We start from the raw sequence: 20,858 nt of genomic DNA, 5'->3' as shown, positions 1-20,858 counted from the left end.
AAATTTGTTAAAAGTGATGGATGTGGGGAGGGTACGAGTCGCCCAAGTTGGGTGTCAAGGTTAGGATTCGCAGCCGTCGAAAGGGTGAGAGGGCTCCCGGTGGATTCGCGTCAGCACACCTCAAGCAAGTCCGCCCGGTGGCGGGGCATGGCCGAGCACATCGTGCGCCAGGGCTCGGCCTCGGTGGCGGAGCTCGCCGAGAGCTTCGGCGTCAGCGTGATGACCGTGCACCGCGACCTGGACGAGCTGGAGCGCCAGGGCATGGTGCGCAAGGTCAGAGGCGGGGTCACCGCCCAGGCCAGCAACGTGTGGGAGAGCAACATCGCCTACCGGCTCCAGGCCCACACCGCCGAGAAGGACGCGATCGCCCGGGTGGTGGCGGGCATGATCGAGCCCGGCGGGTCCGTCATGCTCGACGACTCGACGACGGCGCTGGCCGTGGCCCGCCATCTCGGCGATCTGGCGCCGCTGACCGTGGTGACGAACTTCCTCGAGGCGATCAGGCTGCTGGCCGGCAGCCCCGACATCCGGCTCATCGCGCTGGGCGGGGAATATCGTGCCACCCACGACTCCTTCCTCGGCCTGGGCTGCGTCGACGCGGTCGAGGCGGTGAGCGTCGACGTGGTCGTGGTCTCCACCTCCGCCGTCTCCGACGAGTACGCCTTCCACCAGGAGCAGGAGATCGTCCTGGTGAAGCGGGCGATGTTGCGCGCGGGCGCCCGCCGCATCCTGGCGGTCGACGGCTCCAAGCTCGCCCGGGTGGCGCTGCACCGGGTCGCGCCGCTGGACGACTTCGACGCGATCGTCGTCGACTCGGCCGCCCCTGCCGACCTGCTCCAACGGCTGCGCGACCGGCACGCCAACGTCCAGGTGGCGCAGATGTAACGCGATTGCGCGTTATTTTTCACTTGAGTCTTGTTAAAAAGTGCGGTGGCTTGTTACAAAGTGAGGGCTTTCACCCCCCCAGCTCAGGAAGCGGCATGGATCACCCCTCACGTCGATCCTTCCTCGGCCTCGGCGGCGCCGCGTTCGCCCTGGCCTTCACCACGAACCTGGCCGACCCCTCCACCGCGCAGACGGCCGCCGTCCGCGGTGACTACCCCTTCAAACTCGGCGTCGCCTCGGGCGACCCCCTGCCCGACCGGGTCATCCTCTGGACGCGGCTGGCGCCCGAGCCGCTGGAGCCGCTCGGCGGGCTGCCGTACAACAAGATCAGGGTTGACTGGGAGATCGCGGAGGACGAGGCGTTCACCCGGCGCGCCCGCCGCGGCTCCACCTGGGCCACCCCCGAATACGGCCACTCGGTCCACGTGGACGCCAAGGGCCTGCGCCCCGGCCGCGACTACTTCTACCGCTTCCGCGCCGGGGGCGAGATCAGCCCGGTGGGCCGGACCAGGACCGCGCCCGCGCCCGGAGGCGACCCGGAGGCGCTGCGCTTGGCCTTCGCCTCGTGCGCGCTGTGGCAGGACGGCCACTACACCGCCTACCGCCACCTCGCCGACGAGAACCCCGACGTGGTCTTCCACCTCGGCGACTACATCTACGAGTACGGCATCGTGCCGACCGGCGGCAACCGCGGGGTCCCCGTGCCCGAGCAGTACCGCGTGCAGTGCGACACCCTCGACCGCTTCCGCATCCAGTACGGCCTCTACAAGAGCGACCCCGACCTGCAGGCCGCCCACCACCGGGCGCCGTGGATCGTCACCTGGGACGACCACGAGGTGCTCGACAACTGGGCCGGCCCGCACGGCCCGGGCGGCGAGGTGACCGAGCAGGACTACCTGGTGATCCGCGCCAACGCCTTCCGTGCCTTCTGGGAGAACCTGCCCGTCCGCGTGCCCGCCGTGCGGGGGCCGGACGCCCGCGTCTACCGCAGGTACACCTTCGGCGACCTGGCCGAGTTCAACGTGCTCGACACCCGCCAATACCGCGACGACCAGGTGTGCGGCGACGGGCAGCAGGTCGACTGCGCCGACCGCCTCGACCCGTCCAGGCAGATGCTCGGCACCGAGCAGGAGCGGTGGTTACTCGACGGCATGGGCGCCTCCCGCGCCCGGTGGAACGTGCTCGCCCAGCAGGTCGCCATGATGCAGCTCGACTTCGACCCCGGCCCCGCCCAGAAGCTCAGCATGGACCTGTGGGACGGGTACAAGGCCGCCAAGGACCGCCTGATCAACGGCATGATCGAGCGCGAGGTCAGCAACCCGGTCGTGCTGACCGGCGACATCCACTACAACCTGGCCGGCGAGCTCAAGCAGAACTTCGACGACCCCTCCTCCCGCACGGCCGGCGTGGAGTTCGTCTGCACCTCCGTCAGCAGCGGCGGCAACGGCAACCCTGACGCCGGCCTGCCGCCGGGCGGCACCGACCCGGTCAACCCCCACCTGCGCTTCTCCAGCTACCAGCGCGGCTACGTCTCCTGCGAGGTCACCCGCGACCAGTGGCGGGCGGACTTCAAGGTCGTCCCGTACGTGGACCGCCCCGGCGCCCCCGTCTCCACCAGGGCGAGCCTCGTCACGCTCGACGGCGCCCCCGGCCTGCAGGCGCTCTAGGAAGGAACGATCATGCGTCACCTCGCCGCCGCGCTCACCGTCGCCACCGCCGCCGTCACGCTCACCACGGGAGCCGCCTGGCACCCCGCCGCAACCGCTGGCAAGCCCTCCGGCGACCTCACCCCCATCGCGGGCGCCGACCGGCTCGTCGCCGCGCTCGGCGTGGATCCCGCCTGCCCCGCGAAGATCGAGATCGGCATGCGCAGCGACGCGAAGAAACCCGCGTACGCCACGATGGACGTCGAGATCGACCCGCCGCTGACCGCCTCCCGCACGATGCTGACCAGTTACCTGCCGCCCGGGTACGAGCTCGGCGCGAAACTCCTGGTCGCCGTCCCGCCCGAGACCGAGGAGGGCACGTACGAGCTGCGGCTGCGCACCCCCGCCAGGACGCTGAAGGTGCCGGTCGACGTCGTGCCCCTCGACAGGCTCGACGACGGCGGCAACCTCGCGCTGCACCGCCCCGTCACCGCCTCCTCCCAGCACACCAACGCCAACTACCCGCCGTGCAGCGTCGCCGACGGCGACACCTCCTCCAACGGCTGGGCCGGCGGCAACGGCTGGAACGACGCCACCGGCCGGGCCTGGCCCGACACCATCGCGGTCGCGCTGGGCGGGCCGAAGCAGGTCTCCCGCGTCAACCTGTACACCCTCGACACCGAGCGTTACCCGGCATCCCGCCACGGGCTGCGCGACTGGGACGTCCAGGCCCAGGTGGACGGCGAGTGGCGAACGGTCGCGCAGGTGCGCGGCAACACCGCCGGAAACGTGCGCTCGGACTTCGCGCCCGTCACCGCGGACGCCGTCCGCATCGTCGCGCTCGCCTCCAACGGCGCCAACGACTACACGCGCATCATCGAGGTCGAGGTCCGCTGAGGACCTCCTCCTACGGCTCCTCGGCGGGGGTGGCGGGCACGACCTTGGTCTCGGTCAGGCGGTCGAGCACCCGCCGCCGGTCGCCCCACACGACGGGGAGCCAGTCCAGCCAGGCGGCCGGCCCCAGCAGCATGCTGAGCCTGCGGACGATGCCCGTGACCGGGTGGATGCGCAGGCCGGTCTCGGTGACGACGCGGAGCTTCATCAGGCGTTTGCCCGGTGTCGTGCCGGTGCGCGCCTCCAGCAGGCCGAGCCCGACGATCGACCAGGCGAGGGCGAGAGGGAGGCCCAGGGCGTAGGTCAGGCCGGCGCCGTCGTAGGCGCCGCACTGCACGGTCATGAGGGCGACGCAGCCGTCGCCGATCTTGACGTACACGAAAGGAGGGAACGACAGCGCGAAGCCGGTGCCATGTTCGATGATCCCGTACAGCCCTTGGAGGAACAGCGCGGCCGAGACCCCGACGAGCGGCAGGTTGTCGATCAGCACGGCGACGAAGCGCACATTGATGGACGCGGGCTGGGCGGTGCGCAGCTCGGCGAAGGAGGCGGCCGCCTCCGCCGGGGTGCCGAGCCGGCCTAACGCCTCGGGCAGCTCGCCGGCCTCCGCCGCCTCGGACAGATGGTCGCCGAGCTCCGCCCTGGCCCTGTCGCGGGCCGCGCCGGTGAGGTGGCGCGCGACCCTGTCGGTGTAGTCGTCGATGGTCTGCCGTACGTCGCTCATTCCTGCACCTCGCCAAGGGTGTTGAGTAGTTGTCGCATCGCGTCGACCAGGCCGCTCCACTCCACGCGCAGCATGGCGAGATAGGCGCGGCCGTCCGGGGTGATGACGTAGTACTTCCGCGGCCTGGCGCGCCCTTCGGCCTCCCAGGTCGCGACGATGTGGCCGGAGTCCTCCAACCGGTGCAGCAGCGGGTAGAGCGTGCCCTCCTTGACCTCCAGGACGCCCTCGCCCGCGTGGCGCAGCACTTTCAGCAGCTCGTAGCCGTAACGGCGGCGGACGCTGAGGACGGACAGCACGGCCAGCTCGGTCGTGCCCCGCGCGAGCTCGCGACGGAGCCGTGCGATGGTGGCCGATCCCGGCGTCGCCTCGACATCCTCACTCATACGACCACAGTACGACCTGATACCTCGGGTAGCAAGGTATCGGGTCGAGCGATGACCGAGGAACCGGATGTTCCCGCGCTCTTACAACGCCGTCAATGATCCGGTTAATGTGGGACGGTGTGATCACGAGGTGTTCTCCCGGCCAGCGCACCTACCTGACGAAGGGCCGCTACCGCGCGCTCGACCTGCTGGTCACGGCCGTGAACGGCGACCAGCGGACCGAGCTCACGATCACCTACGCCGGCGGCGGCACGTCGGCGGCGCCCCTGCGGGTGACCGACTGGGCGAGCGCGTCACCGCACTTCGGGGAGCAGGCCGCGCTCACGGCCGACACCCGTTACCACGTCAACGGCACCTCGGACGGCCGCAAGGTCACCATCTGGCGGGTGTCCGTACCGGTCGACCCGGCCCGCGAGGCCGTCTCGTTCACCAGCTCCCCGACCCCCGACCTGAAGGTCTTCGCGCTCAGCGCCCGCGCCTGAGCGCCGGGCTCTCCCGTCGTGGCGGGCCGGCCGAAAAGATCGCGCGATATCGGTGCGGTTGAAGTAGCGTCGGCCGTCATGACACTCCCCCGCGAACGACCTCCCTTCATGGCCGACGAGCGCACGCAGCTCGTGGGCTGGCTCGACATGCAGCGCGCGATCGTCCAGTGGAAGTGCGAGGGGTTGTCGGAGGAGGACGCGCACCGCCCCGTCCTGCCCACCTCTCCCCTCATGACGGTGGCCGGCGTGCTCGCCCACCTGCGCTGGACCGAGCACTGCTGGTTCGAGGTGCTCTTCCTGGGCCGTTCCGCCGCCGGCAACCCGCAGTTCGACGAGGAGGCGGAGGAGGACGCCGACATGGTCGCCGACGGCGTGCCGACGGCCCGGCTGCTCGACGACTACGAACGCCAGTGCCGGACCTCCAACGAGATCATCGCGGCTCACTCGCTCGACGACGCCGGCAGGCATCCGCACTTCGGCGCCGCGCCGGCGAGCCTGCGCTGGATGGTGATCCACATGGTCGAGGAGACCGCCAGGCACGCCGGCCACCTTGACACGATCCGCGAGCTGCTCGACGGGAGGAAGGGCTACTACTAGACGCCGAGGACCTCGGCGGGTTCGGCGATGACGCGCTGGATGATCATCCCGGCCGCCCCCAGCACCGCCGCGTCCGGGCCGGTCCGCGAGACCACGAGGGCGGGCGGGCCGTCGCGCATGTGCGCCAGCCTGGCCCCCAGCCCGCCGGCCACGGGCCCCTCCAGCCACGGGAACAGCGGCGCGAAGACGCCGCCGAGCACGATCATGCCCGGGTCGAGCAGGTGCACGGCCGAGGTGAGCGCCACGCCGAGGGCTTCGCCGGCCCGCTCGCACGTCTCCAGCGCCCGCGGGTCGCCCGACTCCAGCCGTGCCACCAGCTCGGAGACCGAGTCCAGCGCTCCGAGCAGGGTGTCCTGCCCGGCATAGACCTCCAGGCAGCCGCGGCCGCCGCACCGGCACGCGGGCCCGTCGGGCACGACGACGACGTGGCCCAGCTCGCCCGCCAGCCCGAACGTGCCCCTGAACAGGCTGCCGGCCACCACGAGCCCGGCGCCGACGCCGATCTCGCCCGACACGTAGAGGAAGTCGGTCTCCCGCGCGCCGAACCACAACTCGCCGAGCGCCGCCAGGTTGGCCTCGTTGTCGATGGCGAACGGCAGGTCGACCACGTCGGCCACCCGTACGTCCCGCCAGCCGAGGTGCGGCGCGCTGCGCAGCGTCTCGCCCTCGACGGTGCCGGGCACGGCGAGCGCGGCGCCGATGACCCGCAACCCGGCCGCCTCGGCCTCGGCGATGGTCTCCTTGGCCAGTCCGCGCAGCTCGTGCAGGATGTGCGCGGGGTCGGAGTTGCGGTTGTCGGCCGGGCGGGTGCGGCGCAGGCGTACGGTGCGGGTGAGGTCGACCACGCAGGCCGCCAGATAGTCGATGTTGATCTCCAGCCCCAGCGTGGCCACCCGGTGGCCGCTCAGGCTCACGGCGACTCCCGGGCGGCCCCGCTCGCCGTCCCTGACGGCGCCGCGTTCGGTCACCACCCCCGCCTCCAGCAGGTCGGCGACGAGGCTGGACACGGTGGTCTTGGTGAGCCCGGTCAGCTCGGCGAGCGCGGCGCGGGTGTGCGGCCCCGACCGGTGGATCGCGCCGAGTACGACGGCCAGGTTACGGGCACGCATGGAATCATGACGGACCCCTCTTGACGCCACCATGCTCACCTCCTCAGGATTATGTACAGATTATGGACTAAAGACCGAAGGACGCACCATGACCGCATTCACACCCACCCCCGACGACCGCTTCACCTTCGGCCTCTGGACCGTCGGATGGCAGGCCCGCGACCCGTTCGGCGACGCCTCCAGGCCGCCGCTCGACCCGGTCGAGAGCGTGCACCGCCTGGCCGAGCTCGGCGCGCACGGCGTCACCTTCCACGACGACGACCTCCTCGCGGTCGAACCCGACCGGGACAAGGCCATCGCGGCGTTCAGGAAGGCCCTCGACGAGACCGGCATGAAGGTGCCGATGGCCACCACCAACCTGTTCACCCACCCGGTCTTCAAGGACGGCGCGTTCACCAGCAACGACCGCGACGTGCGGCGCTACGCCCTGCGCAAGGTCATGCGCAACATCGACCTGGCCGCCTCGCTGGGCGCGAAGACGTACGTGTGCTGGGGCGGCCGCGAGGGCGCCGAGTCCGACGCCGCCAAGGACGTCAAGGCGGCCATGGAGCGCTACAAGGAGGGCCTGGACCTGCTCTGCTCGTACGTCCGCGACCGCGGCTACGACCTGCGCTTCGCCCTGGAGCCCAAGCCCAACGAGCCCCGCGGCGACATCCTGCTGCCCACGATCGGCCACGCCCTGGCGCTGATCAACGAGCTGGAGCACCCCGAGATGGTGGGCCTCAACCCCGAGGTCGGCCACGAGCAGATGGCCGGGCTCAACTTCGTGCACGGCATCGCCCAGGCGCTGTGGCACGGCAAGCTCTTCCACATCGACCTCAACGGCCAGCACGGGCCGAAGTACGACCAGGACCTGGTCTTCGGCCACGGCGACCTGAAGAGCGCGTTCTTCCTGGTCGACCTGCTGGAGAACGGCGGCTACGACGGCCCCCGGCACTTCGACTACAAGCCGCTGCGCACCGAGGACCGCGAGGACGTGTGGGTCTCGGCGGCGGCGAACATGCGGACCTACCTCATCCTCAAGGAGAAGTCGCGCGCCTACCGGGCCGACCCCGAAGTGCGGGAGGCCCTGCGCGCCTCCCGCGTGGACGAGCTCGCCCAGCCCACCCTCGCGGCCGGCGAGACGTGGACCGACCTGGCCAAGGACGACTTCGACCCCGAGGCCGCGGCCGAGCGCGGCTTCCACTTCACCCGGCTGAACCAGCTCGCGCTCGAGCACCTCATGGGGGTACGCGGATGACGAAACCCGTCAGTGTCCAGCTCTACACCGTCAGGGAGCCGCTGGCCGCGGGCCGCGACGACGTGCTCAGGCGGATCTCGGAGATCGGCTACACCGCGGTCGAGCCGTACGACCCCACCTCCGACCCCAAGGGTTTCCGCCAGGTAGCCGACGACCTGGGGTTACGCGTGTCGAGCACGCACGCGGGCGCGCTGCTCCGGCAGGAGCCCGCCGAGGTCTTCGACGCGGTCGCCACGCTCGGCACCGATCTGGTGATCGTCCCCGCCGGGATCGCGCACGAGGAGTTCACCACCGCCGACGGCATCGCCCGTACGGCCGACCTGTTGAACGGCCTGGCCGAGCAGGCGGCCGGGCACGGGATGCGGGTCGGCTACCACAACCACTGGTGGGAGCTCGAGCCGAAGATCGACGGCCGGCACGCCATCGAGGTGCTGGCCGACCGGCTGGCTCCCGAGGTGTTCCTGCAGATCGACACCTACTGGGCGGCGGTCGGCGGCGCCGACGTGCCCGCCCTGCTCGGCCGCCTGGGGGAGCGCGTGATCGCGCTGCACGTCAAGGACGGCCCGGTGGTCAAGGGCGAGCCGCACACCGCGGTCGGCAGGGGTGTCATGCCCGTGCCGGAGATCCTCGCCGCGGCCCCTGACGCCTGGCGCGTCGTCGAGCTCGACGAGTGCGCCACCGACATCTTCGCCGCCCTGGCGGACAGCCACGCCTATCTCACCTCCTTGGAGAGCCTTTGAGCAACGGCCCCGTCGGCGTCGCCCTGGTCGGCGCCGGAGTCATCAGTGGCCAGTACCTCCGCAACCTCACCGCCTTCCCCGACGTGCGCGTGCTCGCCGTCGCGGACCTCGACGCCGACCGGGCCGCGACCGTCGCCCGCGAACACGGCGTTCCCGTCTCCGGCGACCTCGGCACGGCGCTCGCGCTGCCCGAGGTGGAGATCGTGGTCAACCTCACGGTCCCGTCGGCGCACGCGGCCGTCGCGCTGGAGGCCCTGCGCGCCGGCAAGCACGTGTACGGCGAGAAGCCCTTCGCCATGGACATGGACGAGGGCGCCAAGGTCATGGCCGAGGCCGCCAACCGGGGCCTGCGCCTCGGTTGCGCCCCCGACACGTTCCTGGGCGCCGGGCTCCAGTCGACCCTGCACGCCCTGCGCTCCGGCCTCATCGGCACGCCGGTCGCGGTCGCGGCGGCCACGCAGAGCCTGGGCCCCGAGTCGTGGCACCCCAACCCCGAGTTCTTCTACCAGCCCGGCGGGGGCCCGCTCTTCGACCTCGGCCCTTACTACCTGACCGCCCTCGTGTCCCTGTTCGGCCCGGTCAAGCGGGTCGCGGCCGGCACCCGCAAGGCCCGCGAGCAGCGCGTCGTCGGGTCAGGGCCCAAGGCGGGCACGGCCTTCCCCGTCGATGTCCCCACCCACGTCAACGCCCTGCTGGACTTCCCCGGCGCCGCCACGGCGACGGCGACGTTCAGCTTCGACTCGCCCATCAACCGCAGGATGATCGAGGTCATCGGCACCGAGGGCGCGCTGTCGCTTCCCGATCCCAACACGTTCGAGGGCCCGCTGCTGGCCCGCGGCCCGCGCGAGACGGACTGGCGCGAGCTGCCCGTGTCTGGCACGACGGTGAGCCGCGGCATCGGCGTGCTGGACCTGGCCAGATCGTTGCGCGCGGGCACGCCGCACCGGGCGTCGGGCGAGCTGGCCTACCACGTGCTGGAGCTCATGTCGTCGATCGCGCAGTCGGGCGAGCGTTCGGAGTTCCGTCCCATCTCCTCCACCACGACCGCGCCGGAGCCGCTTCCGGCGGACTGGGATCCGCACGCGGCCACCCTGTCCTGATCCGGCGCTAGACCATACTCCGTTGCACGGAGTATGGTCTAGCGCCATGCCCAGAAGATCGTTCCTCGCCGCGGCCGCCGTGGTCGTGCTTGCCGGCTGCGGCGCCCCCACCGAGACCCCGCCCTCCCCCTCGGGCAAGCCGGATCGCAGGCAGCAGCGCGACCGACCCGTGAGGTATCGCGTTGGCTTGAACCGGCCGGACCCGCAAGAATGGCGCGATGGCGGAAAGTGCCGAGACCGACTGGGTCTCCAGGTTCGCGGACGAGGTGATCTCCGAGGCGGAGAGACGCGCTCCGGGCAAACCGATCGTCTGCGCGTCGGGGTTGAGCCCGTCGGGCCCGATCCACCTGGGCAACCTGCGTGAGGTCATGACCCCCCACCTGGTCGCCGACGAGATCCGCCGGCGCGGCCTCGACTGCGTCCACCTGCTGTCGTGGGACGACTACGACCGCTTCCGCCGGGTCCCCGCGGGCGTCGACCCGTCCTGGGCCGAGCACATCGGCAAGCCGCTGACCTCGGTGCCCGCCCCTCCCGGCAGCGTGCACGCCAACTGGGCCGAGCACTTCAAGGCGCCGATGGCCGAGGCTCTCAAGGAGCTGGGCGTCGACTGTCGCGGCATCAGCCAGACGGAGCAGTACACCTCGGGCGCCTACCGCGAGCAGATCCTGCGGGCGGTGCGCGAGCGGGCGGCGATCGACGCCGTGCTGTCGCGCTACCGCTCGAAGCAGGTCGAGGACTACTTTCCGTACAAACCGTACTGTGACCTGTGCGGGCGCGACCTGACGACGGTCACCGCCTACGACGACGAGACCACCGAGCTGGCCTACACCTGCGAGTGCGGCTTCGGCGAGACGGTCCGGCTGGCCGAGCACGACCACGGCAAGCTGGTGTGGAAGGTCGACTGGCCGATGCGCTGGGCCTACGAGGGCGTGATCTTCGAGCCGTCCGGCGTCGACCACCACTCTCCCGGCTCCGCCTGGATCGTCGGCGGGCAGATCGTGGGCGAGGTGTTCGGCGGCAGGCAGCCGATCGGCCCCATGTACGCGTTCGTCGGCATCACCGGAATGGCCAAGATGAGCAGCTCCAAGGGCGACGTGCCGACCCCGGCCGACGCCCTGGAGATCATGGAGGCGCCGGTGCTGCGCTGGCTGTACGCCCGCCGCAAGCCCGCACAGTCCTTCAAGATCGCCTTCGACCAGGAGATCCAGCGCCTCTACGACGAGTGGGACGCGCTGGGCCGCAAGGTCGGCGCCGGGCAGGCCCAGCCGGCCGAGCTGGCCGCGCACAGGCGCGCGGTCAGCACCGCCGCGGGCCCGCTGCCCGCCACGCCGCACCCGATCCCCTACCGCACGCTGGCCTCCGTCCTCGACATCACGACCGGGCACGCCGGGCAGACCATCCGCATCCTGCGCGACCTCGACGGGGTCGGCTCGCTCGACGACGCCCGCCCGCGCCTGGACAAGGCGCAGAGCTGGGTCGACGACCACCTGCCCCCCGACCTGCGCACCCGCGTGCGCGGCACTCCCGACTACGAGCTGCTCGACTCGCTCGGCCCTGGCGCGCGCGACTCGTTGCGGCTGCTGGCCGACGGCCTCGACGACTGGTCGATCGAGGGCCTCACCGCGCTGGTGTACGGCGTGCCGAAGGTCCAGGCCGGGCTGCCGGCCGACGCCCAGGCGACACCGGAGCTGAAGGCGGCGCAGCGGGCCTTCTTCGCCCTGCTCTACAAGCTGCTCGTCGGCCGCGAGACCGGCCCCAGGCTGCCCACGCTGCTGATGGCCGTCGGCGCCGACCGGGTGCGCAAGCTCGTCGGCGCATGAGGGGCGTCGTCCTCATCACCGGCATCTCGGCCGCCGGCAAGTCCACCGTGGCGCAGGCCCTGGCCGAGCGGCTGCCGCGCTCCGCCCACGTGCGGGGCGACGTGTTCCGGCGCATGGTGGTCGGCGGCCGCGCCGAGATGACGCCGGAGGAGACGGACGAGGCGCAACGCCAGCTCCACCTTCGTTACCGCATTGCAGCGAATACTGCGGACATGTATTGCGAAGCCGGATTCACATCAATTGTTCAGGACGTCGTTATTGGTGGGGATTTGGAGCAGTTCACGGAAATGGTCCGTTCTCGGCCTTTGCAGGTCGTCGTTCTCGCTCCCGACCCGGCGGCCGTGGAGCGCCGCGAGCGGGCGCGCGGCAAGCGCGGATACGCGGGCGGATGGACGATTGCCCAGCTGGACGCCGTGTTGCGCGACGAGACGCCGCGCCTCGGCCTGTGGCTCGACACCTCCCGGCAGCGCCCGGAAGAAACCGTGAACGAGATTATCTCTCGGGTCAGAGAGGCTCAAATAGGAGGCGATGGATAAGAACCCTGACCCATGCAAGGAATCGTCAAGTGAACTGCATGCGAAAGGGGGGATTTTTCTGCCATGAACAACCAGCCTTTCGCCGTCAGCGTCAGCGTCAGCGTCATCGTTCCCGCGATGAACGAGGCCGACAACCTCCCCCACGTGTTCGCCACGCTGCCCGAGTGGATCGACGAGGTGATCCTCGTCGACGGCAACTCGACCGACGACACCGTCGCCGTGGCGCGCGAGCTGCGCCCCGGCCTCCGGGTCGTCACGCAGACACGGCGCGGCAAGGGCAACGCCCTCATCGAGGGTTTCCAGGCCGCACGCGGCGACATCATCGTCATGATCGACGCCGACGGCTCCACCAACGGCCGGGAGATCCGCTCGTTCGTCGCCACGCTCGTCAACGGCGCCGACTTCGCCAAGGGCTCCAGGTACGCCCCTGGTGGCGGCTCGGACGACCTCAGCCCGATCCGCTCGCTCGGCAACAAGGTCCTCACCGGGCTGACGAACCTCCTCTACGGCACTCGCTACACCGACCTCTGCTATGGCTACAACGCCTTCTGGACCCGCCACCTCGACGCCCTCGACCTCGACTGCGACGGGTTCGAGATCGAGACCCTGATGAACGTCAGGGCCGCCCAGGCCGGCCTCGTCATCCGCGAGGTCCCCAGCCACGAGCGCTCCCGCATCCACGGCGAGAGCAATCTGCACGCGCTGCGCGACGGCTGGCGCGTGCTCAGAACGATCCTGCGGGAGCGCGGTCGCGGCAGCGCCGTCACGGCCCAGGCGCAGGTGGCCCTGGCGAAGTGAGCCGGTGGCGCCGGCCACGTGAATAGTGACATTCTCTGACAATGCGCTACATAGTGATCGGAGCGGGAGCAGTCGGGGGAACCATCGGGGCCCGCCTGTTCCAAGGCGGCCACGACGTTCTGCTCATCGCGAGAGGCGCCCACCACGACGCGCTCAAACGTGACGGCCTGCGCCTGATCACCCCGGATTCCACCGAAACCCTCCACATCCCCACCGCCGACGGCCCCGTGCCCACACGCGACGGCGACGTGCTGATCCTGGCCACCAAGTCGCAGGACACCATCGCCGCACTCGACCCGTGGCCGACCGGCCTGCCCGTGGTCTGCGCCCAGAACGGCGTCGCCAACGAGCGCATGGCCCTGCGGCGGTTCGAGCACGTCCACGGCATGTGCGTGTGGTTGCCCGCCGAACATCTGCGGCCCGGCGTGGTGACCGCGAACGGCCACCCGTACTCCGGCCTGCTGCACGTCGGCCGCTATCCACAGGGTGTGGACGAACTCACCGAGCAGATCGCCACCGACCTCGGCAAGCACGGACTCGTCGGGCGGGCCGTCCCCGACGTGATGCGCTGGAAGCACGGCAAGCTGATCGGCAACCTGGGCAACGCCGTCGAGGCGCTGCTCGGCCGCGTGGACGGAGTCGCCGAGGTGGTCACGCGGGCCAGGGTGGAGGCCATGGCCGTGCTCGACACGGCCGGCATCGCGTACTCGACGAACGAGGAGGAGGCCGAGGTGCGCGGCCGGCGGGTCGACATCCGCCCGGTCGAGGGCGCCCAGCGCGGCGGCGGGTCGTCGTGGCAGAGCCTGGCCAGGGGCAGCGGCTCGATCGAGGCCGACTACCTCAACGGCGAGATCGTCCTGCTCGGCCGGCTGCACGGCGTGCCCACCCCCGTCAACGAGGTGCTGCGGCGCGAGGCCAACAGCGCCGCCCGCGAGAAGCTGCCGCCCGGCTCGATGCGGTTGGAAACGCTGCGAGCGCTCATCGACGAGCGTTGCGCATCCTGATCCCGCTGAACTCCAGCGTGCTCGCCGTCACCTCGTTCCAGAACGGCCACAGGTCGGCCATCACCCTGAGCTGGATGCCGGCCTCCTCGTGCAGCTCGAACAGGTCGGAGACCGGCTCGGGCGGACCCAACGGCGCCACGGGAACCGTCGCGACCACGGCGTGCGGCGGATCGCCGATGGGCTTGAAGTCGTCGGCCGGGAGCCGGTAAGCGTAGAGCCGGACGTCCATGATGGCCCGCAGCCAGCCGTACTCGACGGCGTGGACCCGATCGCCGCAGCCCACGCCGACGATCCGGTCGAGGTCCTCCTGGGTGGTGCGCGGGCCGGCCCACGCCATCGCCCGGGGGCAGTCGCGGGGGAACCAGTAGTCGGGGCACCGGTCGTGGCCGACCGCCCACACGTAGGGCTCGGTCCGTACGGACGTCGGCGCGACATGCGGCACGAACCGCTCGATGGTCGGGTCCTCGGAGAAGTGCAGCACCTCGCCCGGTCCAGGTCTCATGATGACCATCATGGCGCATATCCCGCCGCCGCCAGGGCAGGGGAAACCCGCTCTGACGACAAGGGGTGAGTTCGGATGATCTTTTTAGGTGTGCTTCTGGTCCTGCTCGCCGGCGCCGCCGTCGCGCTGGTCCTCACCGAGGAGAGCGCCAGGTACATCCTGTTCGGATACACCTTCGAGCCCAGTCACCTGGAGATGTTCCTCGCGGGGACGGCCGTCGCGGCCGTCCTGCTCGCGGGGTTCTGGCTGATCGGCTCGGGGTCCCGCAGGACCGCCAGGCAGCGCCGCAGGCTCCGCAGCGCCAAGGCCGAGGCCTCCAGCCGGGTGGCCCGGCTGGAGGACGAGAAACGCGATCTGGAACGCAAGCTCGAACGCGACGGCTCCTCCGGTGACCGCCTCGTGTCGCGCGGACCCCAGGACACGCGTCCGTGACGCCGGTCAGGCGTTCACGCTCTGGCGTGCGGGTAGCAGGTTGCCCTCACGCCAGAGCGCGAACCCCGTGATCAGCGCGCCGAGCCCCTCCCAGAGCCCGACGCCGAAGAACTTGGCCGGCGCCGCGCCCGTCAGCACCAGCGTGGTGAACACCGCGAACGTCACCAGCCGGAACGGCACCGTCCAGCGGAAGAACGGGGTGTAGTTCGCCGAGGCCGCGAAGACGTAGTAGACGCCCATGTTGACCGCAGCCATCGACGAAGCGGCCATGTAGACCAGCGTGTAGTCCCCCGTCGGCCTGGTGTCGAGCACCTCGAAACCCAGCATGACCAGCAGGGTGTCAGGAGAGATCAGACCGAGCAGGCCGAGGGCGAAGGCGAGGAAGCCGAAGACCGCGATGGTCCAGCCCGAAAAAGAACGCGGGAGACGCACAGAAATCCTTCCAAAGGGGGGTGTACTCTGCGAGGCGATCTCATCATGCACCCGGAGGTCGCATGCCCCCCACGCGTGGCCGCCCCATCGCGCTGAAAATCCTCATCCTCCTCCTCGTCCCGCTGCTGTCCCTCGTGGGCCTGTGGGCGTTCGCCGCAGGACTGACCGGCGGCGACGGCGTCCGGCTGCTGGCGATCAACGACCTGGCGGGCAACCTGGCCATCCCGTCGGAGCAGGTCAACATCCACCTGCAGAACGAGCGGCTCGTCTCGACGCAGTTCCTGGCCACGGGCAAGGGCGCCGGCAAGGTGGCCCAGCAGCGCAAGTCCACCGACCAGGCCATGGCCACGTTCCGCAGGCTGGCCAGGGTCCAACAGGACCTGACCCCCGCCATGACCACGCAGCTCAACGCGCTGAACACCAAGCTCGGCGGGCTCCCCGACCTCAGGCGCGCGGTCGACGGCGGCACGGCCGCGCCGCTCGACATCGTCGAGGGCTACAGCCAGATCGTCGACGCGTCCTTCCGCATGTACGACGCCATGGTGCTGGTGCCCGACATGTCCCTCTACAAGCAGGCCAGGGCGATCACGATGCTCGGCGAGGCCAAGGACATGTTGTCCAGGGAGCAGGCCGTGATCGCGGTGGTGCTCGCCAAGGGCAAGGTGGAGCCCAGGGAGCGGGGGGCGTTCACGGCCATGGTCGCCACCAGGCGGCTGCTCTACTCCCAGGCGCTCTCCCACCTCGACGACGAACTGCGCGGCCCGTACGAGCGGTTGTCCGCGTCGCCGGTCTACCGGGAGTTCGTCCGCACCGAGGACACCATCCGCACCCGGACCGCCGCCATCGGCCTGCCGCCCACGGCGGCCACCTGGCCCGTCGACGCACAGAACCTGTGGCAGGCCGTCGAGGACAACCAGAGCGCGGCCGTGCGGGGCATCACCGCCCGGGTCACGCCGACGGCCATCGGCATGCTGGTCAAGCTCGGCGTGGCGGGCGGCGTGGGCCTGATCGCCGTCATCGCCTCGATCGTGCTCTCGCTGCGCTTCCGCAGGCGCCTGGTGAGCGAGCTGGCCGGGCTCCGCGACGCCGCCACGGAGCTGGCCGAGGTACGGCTGGCCGAGCTGGTCAGGCGGCTGCGCAAGAACGTCGACCCGCCCAAGCCCGAGGAGGTGGCGCCGCTGAAGGTCAGGACCAGCACCTCCGAGGTGAGCGACATCGTCCAGGCGTTCAACGAGGTGCAGTCCACGGCCGTCGAGGCCGCGCTGGGCCAGGCCAAGCTGCGGTACGGCGTCAGCCAGGTCTTCGTGAACCTGGCCAGACGCAACCAGTCGCTGCTGCACCGGCAGCTGCTGCAGCTCGACAGCATGGAGCGGGCCACCGAGGAGCCGGAGACGCTTGCGGACCTGTTCAAGCTCGACCACCTCACCACCCGCATGCGCCGGCACGCGGAGAGCCTCATCATCCTGTCCGACCAGGCTCCGGGGCGCGGCTGGCGCAACCCGGTGCCGGTGCACGACGTGTTGCGCGCGGCCGTCGCGGAGGTCGAGGAGTACGAGCGGGTCGAGGTGCTCCAGCCGCCGCCGGTCTCCCTGCTGGGCTCGGTGGTCACGGACGTGGCCCACCTGGTGGCCGAGCTGGTGGAGAACGCCACTCTCTTCTCCCCGCCGCAGACCAAGGTGGACGTGCGCAGCTCCAGCACCGCGCACGGCCTCATGATCGAGATCGAGGACCGCGGCCTCGGCCTGCCCCGCGTCGAGCTCGACGAGCTCAACGAGCGGCTGTCGACGGTGCCGGAGTTCGACCTGGCGCAGAGCGACCGGCTCGGCCTGTTCGTGGTCGGCAGGCTCGCGTCCAGGCACGGCATCAAGGTCACCCTGGCGCCCTCGCCGTACGGCGGGCTGACCGCGATGGTCGCCCTGCCTTCGTCGCTGCTGGCCGGCCAGCCGGTGCTCAGCGGCCGGTGACGGGCCCAGTGGCCGGGTCAGTGGCCGGGTCAGTGAGAGGGCCGGTGACAGGCGTCGCGCCGGCCGGTGCCAGGCGCAGGAACGGCTCGCTGAAGTGCGCGGTGGCGAGGATCGCCCGCTCGGCGCGGAGCGCGGCGAGGGTCTCCGCGCGGGTGCGCGCGGCTGCCTCCTGGTCGCCGTCGTAGAGGTAGCGCAGGCTCGGATCGTCCAGCTGCACCGGGTGGAGTACGAGGTCGCCGGTCATGGCCACGTCGCCGGCCCTGGCGATCTGGTGTCCGGGGGTGTGGCCGGGTGCGAGGTGCACGCGCACGCCCGGCGCGACGTCCGCGTCGCCCTCGACGACGTGCAGCTGATCCTTGATCGTGGTGACGACGTCGTCGAGCATCGGGCCGGCGGCGGCGTCGAGCTCGGCCCGCTGGAGCACGTAGCGGGCGTTCTCGAACGCGGGCCTGCCGTCCGCGACCGCGCCCGAGGCGTGGTCGCCGTGCAGGTGGGTCAGGATGACGGTGCCGATGTCGGCGGGCGACACGCCCACGGCGGCGAGCTCGCCGGCCAGCGTGCCGGGGACCGGCGCCCAGCTGGCCGCCGGTGAGTCGACGCCGCCGATGCCGGTGTCGACCAGCGTCAGGCGGCCGGCCGCGTCACGCAGCAGGTAGCAGTGGAAGTGCAGGACCCAGGGCTCGTCGGGCAGGCCCGAGCCGGCGAACATCTCGTCGAGCGGGCGTCGGATGGCGGGGCCCATGGGGCCGACGGCGTCGCAGAGCGGGGTCACGTCGACGCCGGACACGGTGATCGGTCGGTGCGGCACCCGGTAAGGCTACGCCGTCGCTCAGGCGGCGACCGGCTCGCCCGGGACGTATTCGTTCTCGACGTCGGCGGCGAAGACGGCGCGGCGGCAGCGGGCGCACCTGTACATGATCGGGCCTTCGTCGAGCTCGTTGTGGCACCGCGGGCAGTTGACGGTCTTCATGATGCTCCCCCAGATTCTCTCTTCGCCTTCATGGAACCCCCATCGAGTTGCAGGGATCCTGCATGCCACTAGATATGACGCCGCTGCGTCGATGGGAGTTGTGTCCTTCGGTACACCGAGCGCGGTAATTTTCCTCGCCCCGCGGTGTCGAGAAGAACATTGTCACGCGTCTACCCGGCGTTCGCCGGTCAAGACACGGGAACGGCCCGGGAATAGTCCGAGCGGGCTAGGCGTTGCATGGGCCAGATGGTGTGGTATGTTCCCAACCAGCGTTGAGCTCAGGCTCCGCTGATCCTCACCTCACAGCCCCGCCCCGCTTCACGGGGGCCCGGCTCGTGTTCCTTTCTCTGCCAACCCGTTACGGGTTCGGCGCATTCCCCTGAGGGGTCCATCATGTCTGTGCAAACCATTCCGCGGCAGCGTGCCTCCACGTCGGTCCGGCATGTGACCGGCCTTCTGGACGTACGCGAAAAATCCGCATTTCTCCGGGCCGGCCATCTGCCAGGACCGGGCGACGTACGCCTCACACCCGACAAACTCCGCCAGTACGACCTGCGTCCCGGCGACCACGTGACCGCCACCCTCGCCGGCAACAAGCTGGTCGGTGTCGAGTCCGTCAACGGCGCCGCACAATGGCGGGACCGCCCCCGCTTCGCCGACCTGACACCGATCCACCCGACAGAACGGCTCAGCATCGAGACGGAGTCGCTCAGCACGCGCGTCATCGACCTGTTCGCCCCCATCGGCAAGGGGCAGCGCGGCCTGATCGTGGCGCCGCCCAAGGCCGGCAAGACCATGGCGATGCAGGCGCTGGCCGCCGGGATCTCCCGCAACCACCCCGAGGTGCACCTCATGGTCCTCCTGGTCGGCGAGCGGCCAGAGGAGGTCACCGAGATGCGCGCCACCATCGACGGCGAGGTCTTCTCCTCCACCTTCGACCACCCCGACCGCGACCACGCCGCCCTCGCCGAGCTGGCCGTCGAACGGGCCAAGCGGCTCGTCGAGGCGGGGCAGGACGTGGTGCTGCTGCTCGACTCGCTGACGCGGCTCGGGCGCGCGTACAACAACCTGGCGCCCGGCGGGGGACGCGTGCTCACCGGCGGCATCGACGCCACCGCCCTCTACCCGCCCAAACGCTTCTTCGGCGCCGCCCGTAACGTCGAGGGCGGCGGCTCCCTCACCATCCTCGCCACCGCACTGGTGGAGACCGGCTCGCGGATGGACAACAGCCTGTACGAGGAGTTCAAGGGCACGGGCAACATGGAGCTGCACCTGACCCGCGAGCTGGCCGAGCGGCGGTTGTTCCCGGCCGTCGACCTGGACGCATCGGGCACCCGGCGGGAGGAGATCCTGCTGCACCCGCAGGAGCGGCAGGTCATCTGGCGGCTGCGCCGGATGCTCACCACGCAGGAGAAGCAGCAGGGGCTCGAGATGCTCGTCGGCAAGCTCCGCGCCACCCCGTCCAACGCCGCGTTCCTCCTGGAAGCGAGCGCGTGACGTGCGTGCACCAGAATGGGCGCATGCTGGCTGACATCGTCGACTGTCTGAGTTGTCCCGTGTGCCGTGCGGGGCTGCGGATCGACGCGGCCACGGTGCGGTGCGCGCAGGGGCACACGTTCGACATGGCCAGGCAGGGATACGTCAGCCTCCTGGTCGGCTCCAGGCCGCCGGGCACCGCCGACACCGCCGCGATGGTGGCCGCGCGGGCCGGTTTCCTGGACGCGGGGCACTATGCCCCTTTGGCGGACGCCGTGGCGCAAACCGTGCGGGCGCATGTCACGCGGCGGGCAGAACATGAGTCCTCCACGGAAACGAGTGACGGCGCCGAGCTGAGGGCGTACCGTGGGGCGCAAATGGAGGCCGGTGACGGCCCGGGGCCGGCCGGCCGCGGGCAGGGGCCGGAGATCGTCGAGGGTCGTCGCGCGGAGGGCAGGGCCGCGCCGGTGATCGTCGACGCAGGAGCGGGCACCGGGCACTACCTGGCGGCCACGCTCAACGCGGTGACCGATGGCATCGGGATGGCATTCGATGTGTCGAAGCACGCTGTGCGCCGGGCGGCGCGGGTGCATCCGAGGGCGGGAGCGTTCGTGGCCGACGTGTGGCGGCCCCTCCCGATCCGGGATGGGGTGGCCGATGTGGTGATCGACGTGTTCGCGCCCAGGAACGGGCCGGAGTTCGGCAGGATTCTGCGGCCCGGCGGCGTCGCGGTGGTCGTCACTCCCGCGAGGGCTCATCTGAGCCCGCTGGTCGAGGAGCTGGGCCTGCTCTCCGTGGACGACGAGAAGGAGCGCAGGGTGGCCCGGAGCCTGGAGGGGTTCGCCGAGCGCGAGCGGCGTTCGGTGGAGTTCGAGATGGAGTTGGGGCACGATGACATCGCCCAGGTGATCGGGATGGGCCCGAGTGCGTGGCATACCGATGCGACTACGCTCGATGAGCGAATTGCCTCATTTATCTCCCATAACGTCGCGAAAGGACGTCATAAAGTAACGACGCACGCGGCGTTTCACCTGTCTATCTATGAACCCGTCCCCCGATCAAGTCCCGTTCCTTGACGGGCCCACGTGGCCGATGTTACTGATGGGGCATTTAGTCCGAAATTC

23 protein-coding genes are annotated in these 20,858 nt (G+C 70.6%); 16 read left to right on the top strand and 7 right to left on the bottom strand.

What is annotated here, in order from left to right; all coding sequences use genetic code 11:
* The first annotated feature begins 147 nt into the window (after nt 1-147).
* The 3 genes from ABGB14_RS24320 (at nt 148) to ABGB14_RS24310 (ending at nt 3,428) form a co-directional block, all read left to right on the top strand.
* Complete coding sequence (locus ABGB14_RS24320; RefSeq protein ID WP_347646124.1) at nt 148-885, top strand: DeoR/GlpR family DNA-binding transcription regulator; 738 nt, start codon at nt 148-150, stop codon at nt 883-885.
* Nucleotides 886-980: 95 nt separating this feature from the next.
* Nucleotides 981-2,552, top strand: a complete 1,572-nt coding sequence (locus tag ABGB14_RS24315) for an alkaline phosphatase D family protein (protein ID WP_347646123.1) — start codon at nt 981-983, stop codon at nt 2,550-2,552.
* Nucleotides 2,553-2,564: 12 nt separating this feature from the next.
* On the top strand, nt 2,565-3,428 hold the full coding sequence (locus ABGB14_RS24310) for a discoidin domain-containing protein (RefSeq protein WP_347646122.1): 864 nt from the start codon (nt 2,565-2,567) through the stop codon (nt 3,426-3,428).
* Nucleotides 3,429-3,438: 10 nt separating this feature from the next.
* On the opposite strand, the gene ABGB14_RS24305 is transcribed toward ABGB14_RS24310, so the two are convergent.
* Complete coding sequence (locus tag ABGB14_RS24305; protein WP_347646121.1) at nt 3,439-4,149, bottom strand: RDD family protein; 711 nt, start codon at nt 4,147-4,149, stop codon at nt 3,439-3,441.
* Nucleotides 4,146-4,532 carry a PadR family transcriptional regulator gene (locus ABGB14_RS24300; RefSeq protein ID WP_347646120.1) on the bottom strand — a complete coding sequence of 129 codons (387 nt, stop codon included), beginning with the start codon at nt 4,530-4,532 and terminating at the stop codon, nt 4,146-4,148. The genes ABGB14_RS24305 and ABGB14_RS24300 overlap by 4 nt, the downstream gene beginning before the upstream one ends.
* 95 nt (nt 4,533-4,627) lie before the next feature.
* On the opposite strand from ABGB14_RS24300, the gene ABGB14_RS24295 reads away from it, so the two are divergent.
* Nucleotides 4,628-5,014, top strand: coding sequence for a hypothetical protein (locus tag ABGB14_RS24295; protein ID WP_347646119.1), 387 nt, complete (start codon nt 4,628-4,630; stop codon nt 5,012-5,014).
* Nucleotides 5,015-5,092: 78 nt separating this feature from the next.
* Nucleotides 5,093-5,611, top strand: a complete 519-nt coding sequence (locus tag ABGB14_RS24290) for a DinB family protein (protein ID WP_347646118.1) — start codon at nt 5,093-5,095, stop codon at nt 5,609-5,611.
* On the opposite strand, the gene ABGB14_RS24285 is transcribed toward ABGB14_RS24290, so the two are convergent.
* Complete coding sequence (locus tag ABGB14_RS24285; protein WP_347646117.1) at nt 5,608-6,720, bottom strand: ROK family transcriptional regulator; 1,113 nt, start codon at nt 6,718-6,720, stop codon at nt 5,608-5,610. The genes ABGB14_RS24290 and ABGB14_RS24285 overlap by 4 nt on opposite strands.
* An 88-nt stretch (nt 6,721-6,808) precedes the next feature.
* Here ABGB14_RS24285 and xylA point away from each other — a divergent pair, with 88 nt between their 5' ends.
* The 7 genes from xylA (at nt 6,809) to ABGB14_RS24250 (ending at nt 13,958) form a co-directional block, all read left to right on the top strand.
* Nucleotides 6,809-7,960 (top strand): xylose isomerase, encoded by a 1,152-nt coding sequence (gene xylA, locus ABGB14_RS24280; RefSeq protein WP_347646116.1) that lies wholly within the window; start codon nt 6,809-6,811, stop codon nt 7,958-7,960.
* The gene (locus ABGB14_RS24275; protein WP_347646115.1) at nt 7,957-8,700 is read left to right on the top strand and encodes a sugar phosphate isomerase/epimerase; all 744 of its coding nucleotides are present in this window, start codon (nt 7,957-7,959) and stop codon (nt 8,698-8,700) included. The genes xylA and ABGB14_RS24275 overlap by 4 nt, the downstream gene beginning before the upstream one ends.
* On the top strand, nt 8,697-9,800 hold the full coding sequence (locus ABGB14_RS24270) for a Gfo/Idh/MocA family oxidoreductase (protein ID WP_347646114.1): 1,104 nt from the start codon (nt 8,697-8,699) through the stop codon (nt 9,798-9,800). Before ABGB14_RS24275 ends, ABGB14_RS24270 begins: the two co-directional genes overlap by 4 nt.
* Before the next feature lie 218 nt (nt 9,801-10,018).
* The gene (lysS, locus tag ABGB14_RS24265; protein ID WP_347646113.1) at nt 10,019-11,620 is read left to right on the top strand and encodes a lysine--tRNA ligase; all 1,602 of its coding nucleotides are present in this window, start codon (nt 10,019-10,021) and stop codon (nt 11,618-11,620) included.
* Nucleotides 11,617-12,156 (top strand): AAA family ATPase, encoded by a 540-nt coding sequence (locus tag ABGB14_RS24260; protein ID WP_347646112.1) that lies wholly within the window; start codon nt 11,617-11,619, stop codon nt 12,154-12,156. Before lysS ends, ABGB14_RS24260 begins: the two co-directional genes overlap by 4 nt.
* Before the next feature lie 63 nt (nt 12,157-12,219).
* Nucleotides 12,220-12,954 (top strand): glycosyltransferase family 2 protein, encoded by a 735-nt coding sequence (locus ABGB14_RS24255; protein ID WP_347646111.1) that lies wholly within the window; start codon nt 12,220-12,222, stop codon nt 12,952-12,954.
* A gap of 41 nt (nt 12,955-12,995) precedes the next feature.
* The gene (locus ABGB14_RS24250) at nt 12,996-13,958 is read left to right on the top strand and encodes a 2-dehydropantoate 2-reductase N-terminal domain-containing protein (RefSeq protein ID WP_347646110.1); all 963 of its coding nucleotides are present in this window, start codon (nt 12,996-12,998) and stop codon (nt 13,956-13,958) included.
* Here the strand turns inward: ABGB14_RS24250 and ABGB14_RS24245 are convergent.
* A complete protein-coding gene (locus ABGB14_RS24245; protein ID WP_347646109.1) occupies nt 13,933-14,460 on the bottom strand; it encodes a DUF6886 family protein in 528 nt (175 codons plus the stop codon). The two genes, ABGB14_RS24250 and ABGB14_RS24245, sit on opposite strands and share 26 nt — an antisense overlap.
* A 75-nt stretch (nt 14,461-14,535) precedes the next feature.
* Between ABGB14_RS24245 and ABGB14_RS24240 the strand changes: the two genes are divergently transcribed.
* Nucleotides 14,536-14,892 carry a hypothetical protein gene (locus tag ABGB14_RS24240; RefSeq protein WP_347646108.1) on the top strand — a complete coding sequence of 119 codons (357 nt, stop codon included), beginning with the start codon at nt 14,536-14,538 and terminating at the stop codon, nt 14,890-14,892.
* A gap of 6 nt (nt 14,893-14,898) precedes the next feature.
* Here the strand turns inward: ABGB14_RS24240 and ABGB14_RS24235 are convergent, their stop codons facing one another.
* On the bottom strand, nt 14,899-15,324 hold the full coding sequence (locus ABGB14_RS24235; protein WP_347646107.1) for a hypothetical protein: 426 nt from the start codon (nt 15,322-15,324) through the stop codon (nt 14,899-14,901).
* Between the two features lie 62 nt (nt 15,325-15,386).
* Here ABGB14_RS24235 and ABGB14_RS24230 point away from each other — a divergent pair, with 62 nt between their 5' ends.
* Nucleotides 15,387-17,288, top strand: a complete 1,902-nt coding sequence (locus tag ABGB14_RS24230; RefSeq protein WP_347646106.1) for a nitrate- and nitrite sensing domain-containing protein — start codon at nt 15,387-15,389, stop codon at nt 17,286-17,288.
* Here ABGB14_RS24230 and ABGB14_RS24225 read toward each other — a convergent pair.
* The gene (locus tag ABGB14_RS24225; RefSeq protein ID WP_347646105.1) at nt 17,275-18,096 is read right to left on the bottom strand and encodes an MBL fold metallo-hydrolase; all 822 of its coding nucleotides are present in this window, start codon (nt 18,094-18,096) and stop codon (nt 17,275-17,277) included. The genes ABGB14_RS24230 and ABGB14_RS24225 overlap by 14 nt on opposite strands.
* 21 nt (nt 18,097-18,117) lie before the next feature.
* Nucleotides 18,118-18,258, bottom strand: coding sequence for a hypothetical protein (locus tag ABGB14_RS24220; protein ID WP_347646104.1), 141 nt, complete (start codon nt 18,256-18,258; stop codon nt 18,118-18,120).
* A gap of 393 nt (nt 18,259-18,651) precedes the next feature.
* On the opposite strand from ABGB14_RS24220, the gene rho reads away from it, so the two are divergent.
* Together rho and ABGB14_RS24210 are read left to right on the top strand one after the other, a co-directional pair.
* The gene (rho, locus tag ABGB14_RS24215; RefSeq protein ID WP_347646103.1) at nt 18,652-19,755 is read left to right on the top strand and encodes a transcription termination factor Rho; all 1,104 of its coding nucleotides are present in this window, start codon (nt 18,652-18,654) and stop codon (nt 19,753-19,755) included.
* 23 nt (nt 19,756-19,778) lie between these two features.
* Nucleotides 19,779-20,810 carry a putative RNA methyltransferase gene (locus ABGB14_RS24210; protein ID WP_347646102.1) on the top strand — a complete coding sequence of 344 codons (1,032 nt, stop codon included), beginning with the start codon at nt 19,779-19,781 and terminating at the stop codon, nt 20,808-20,810.
* Nucleotides 20,811-20,858: the final 48 nt, after the last annotated feature.

It is taken from the genome of Nonomuraea sp. B10E15 (genome assembly GCF_039871615.1).
GTDB lineage: Bacteria > Actinomycetota > Actinomycetes > Streptosporangiales > Streptosporangiaceae > Nonomuraea.
This window is presented reverse-complemented; position numbering and strand designations above follow the sequence as displayed.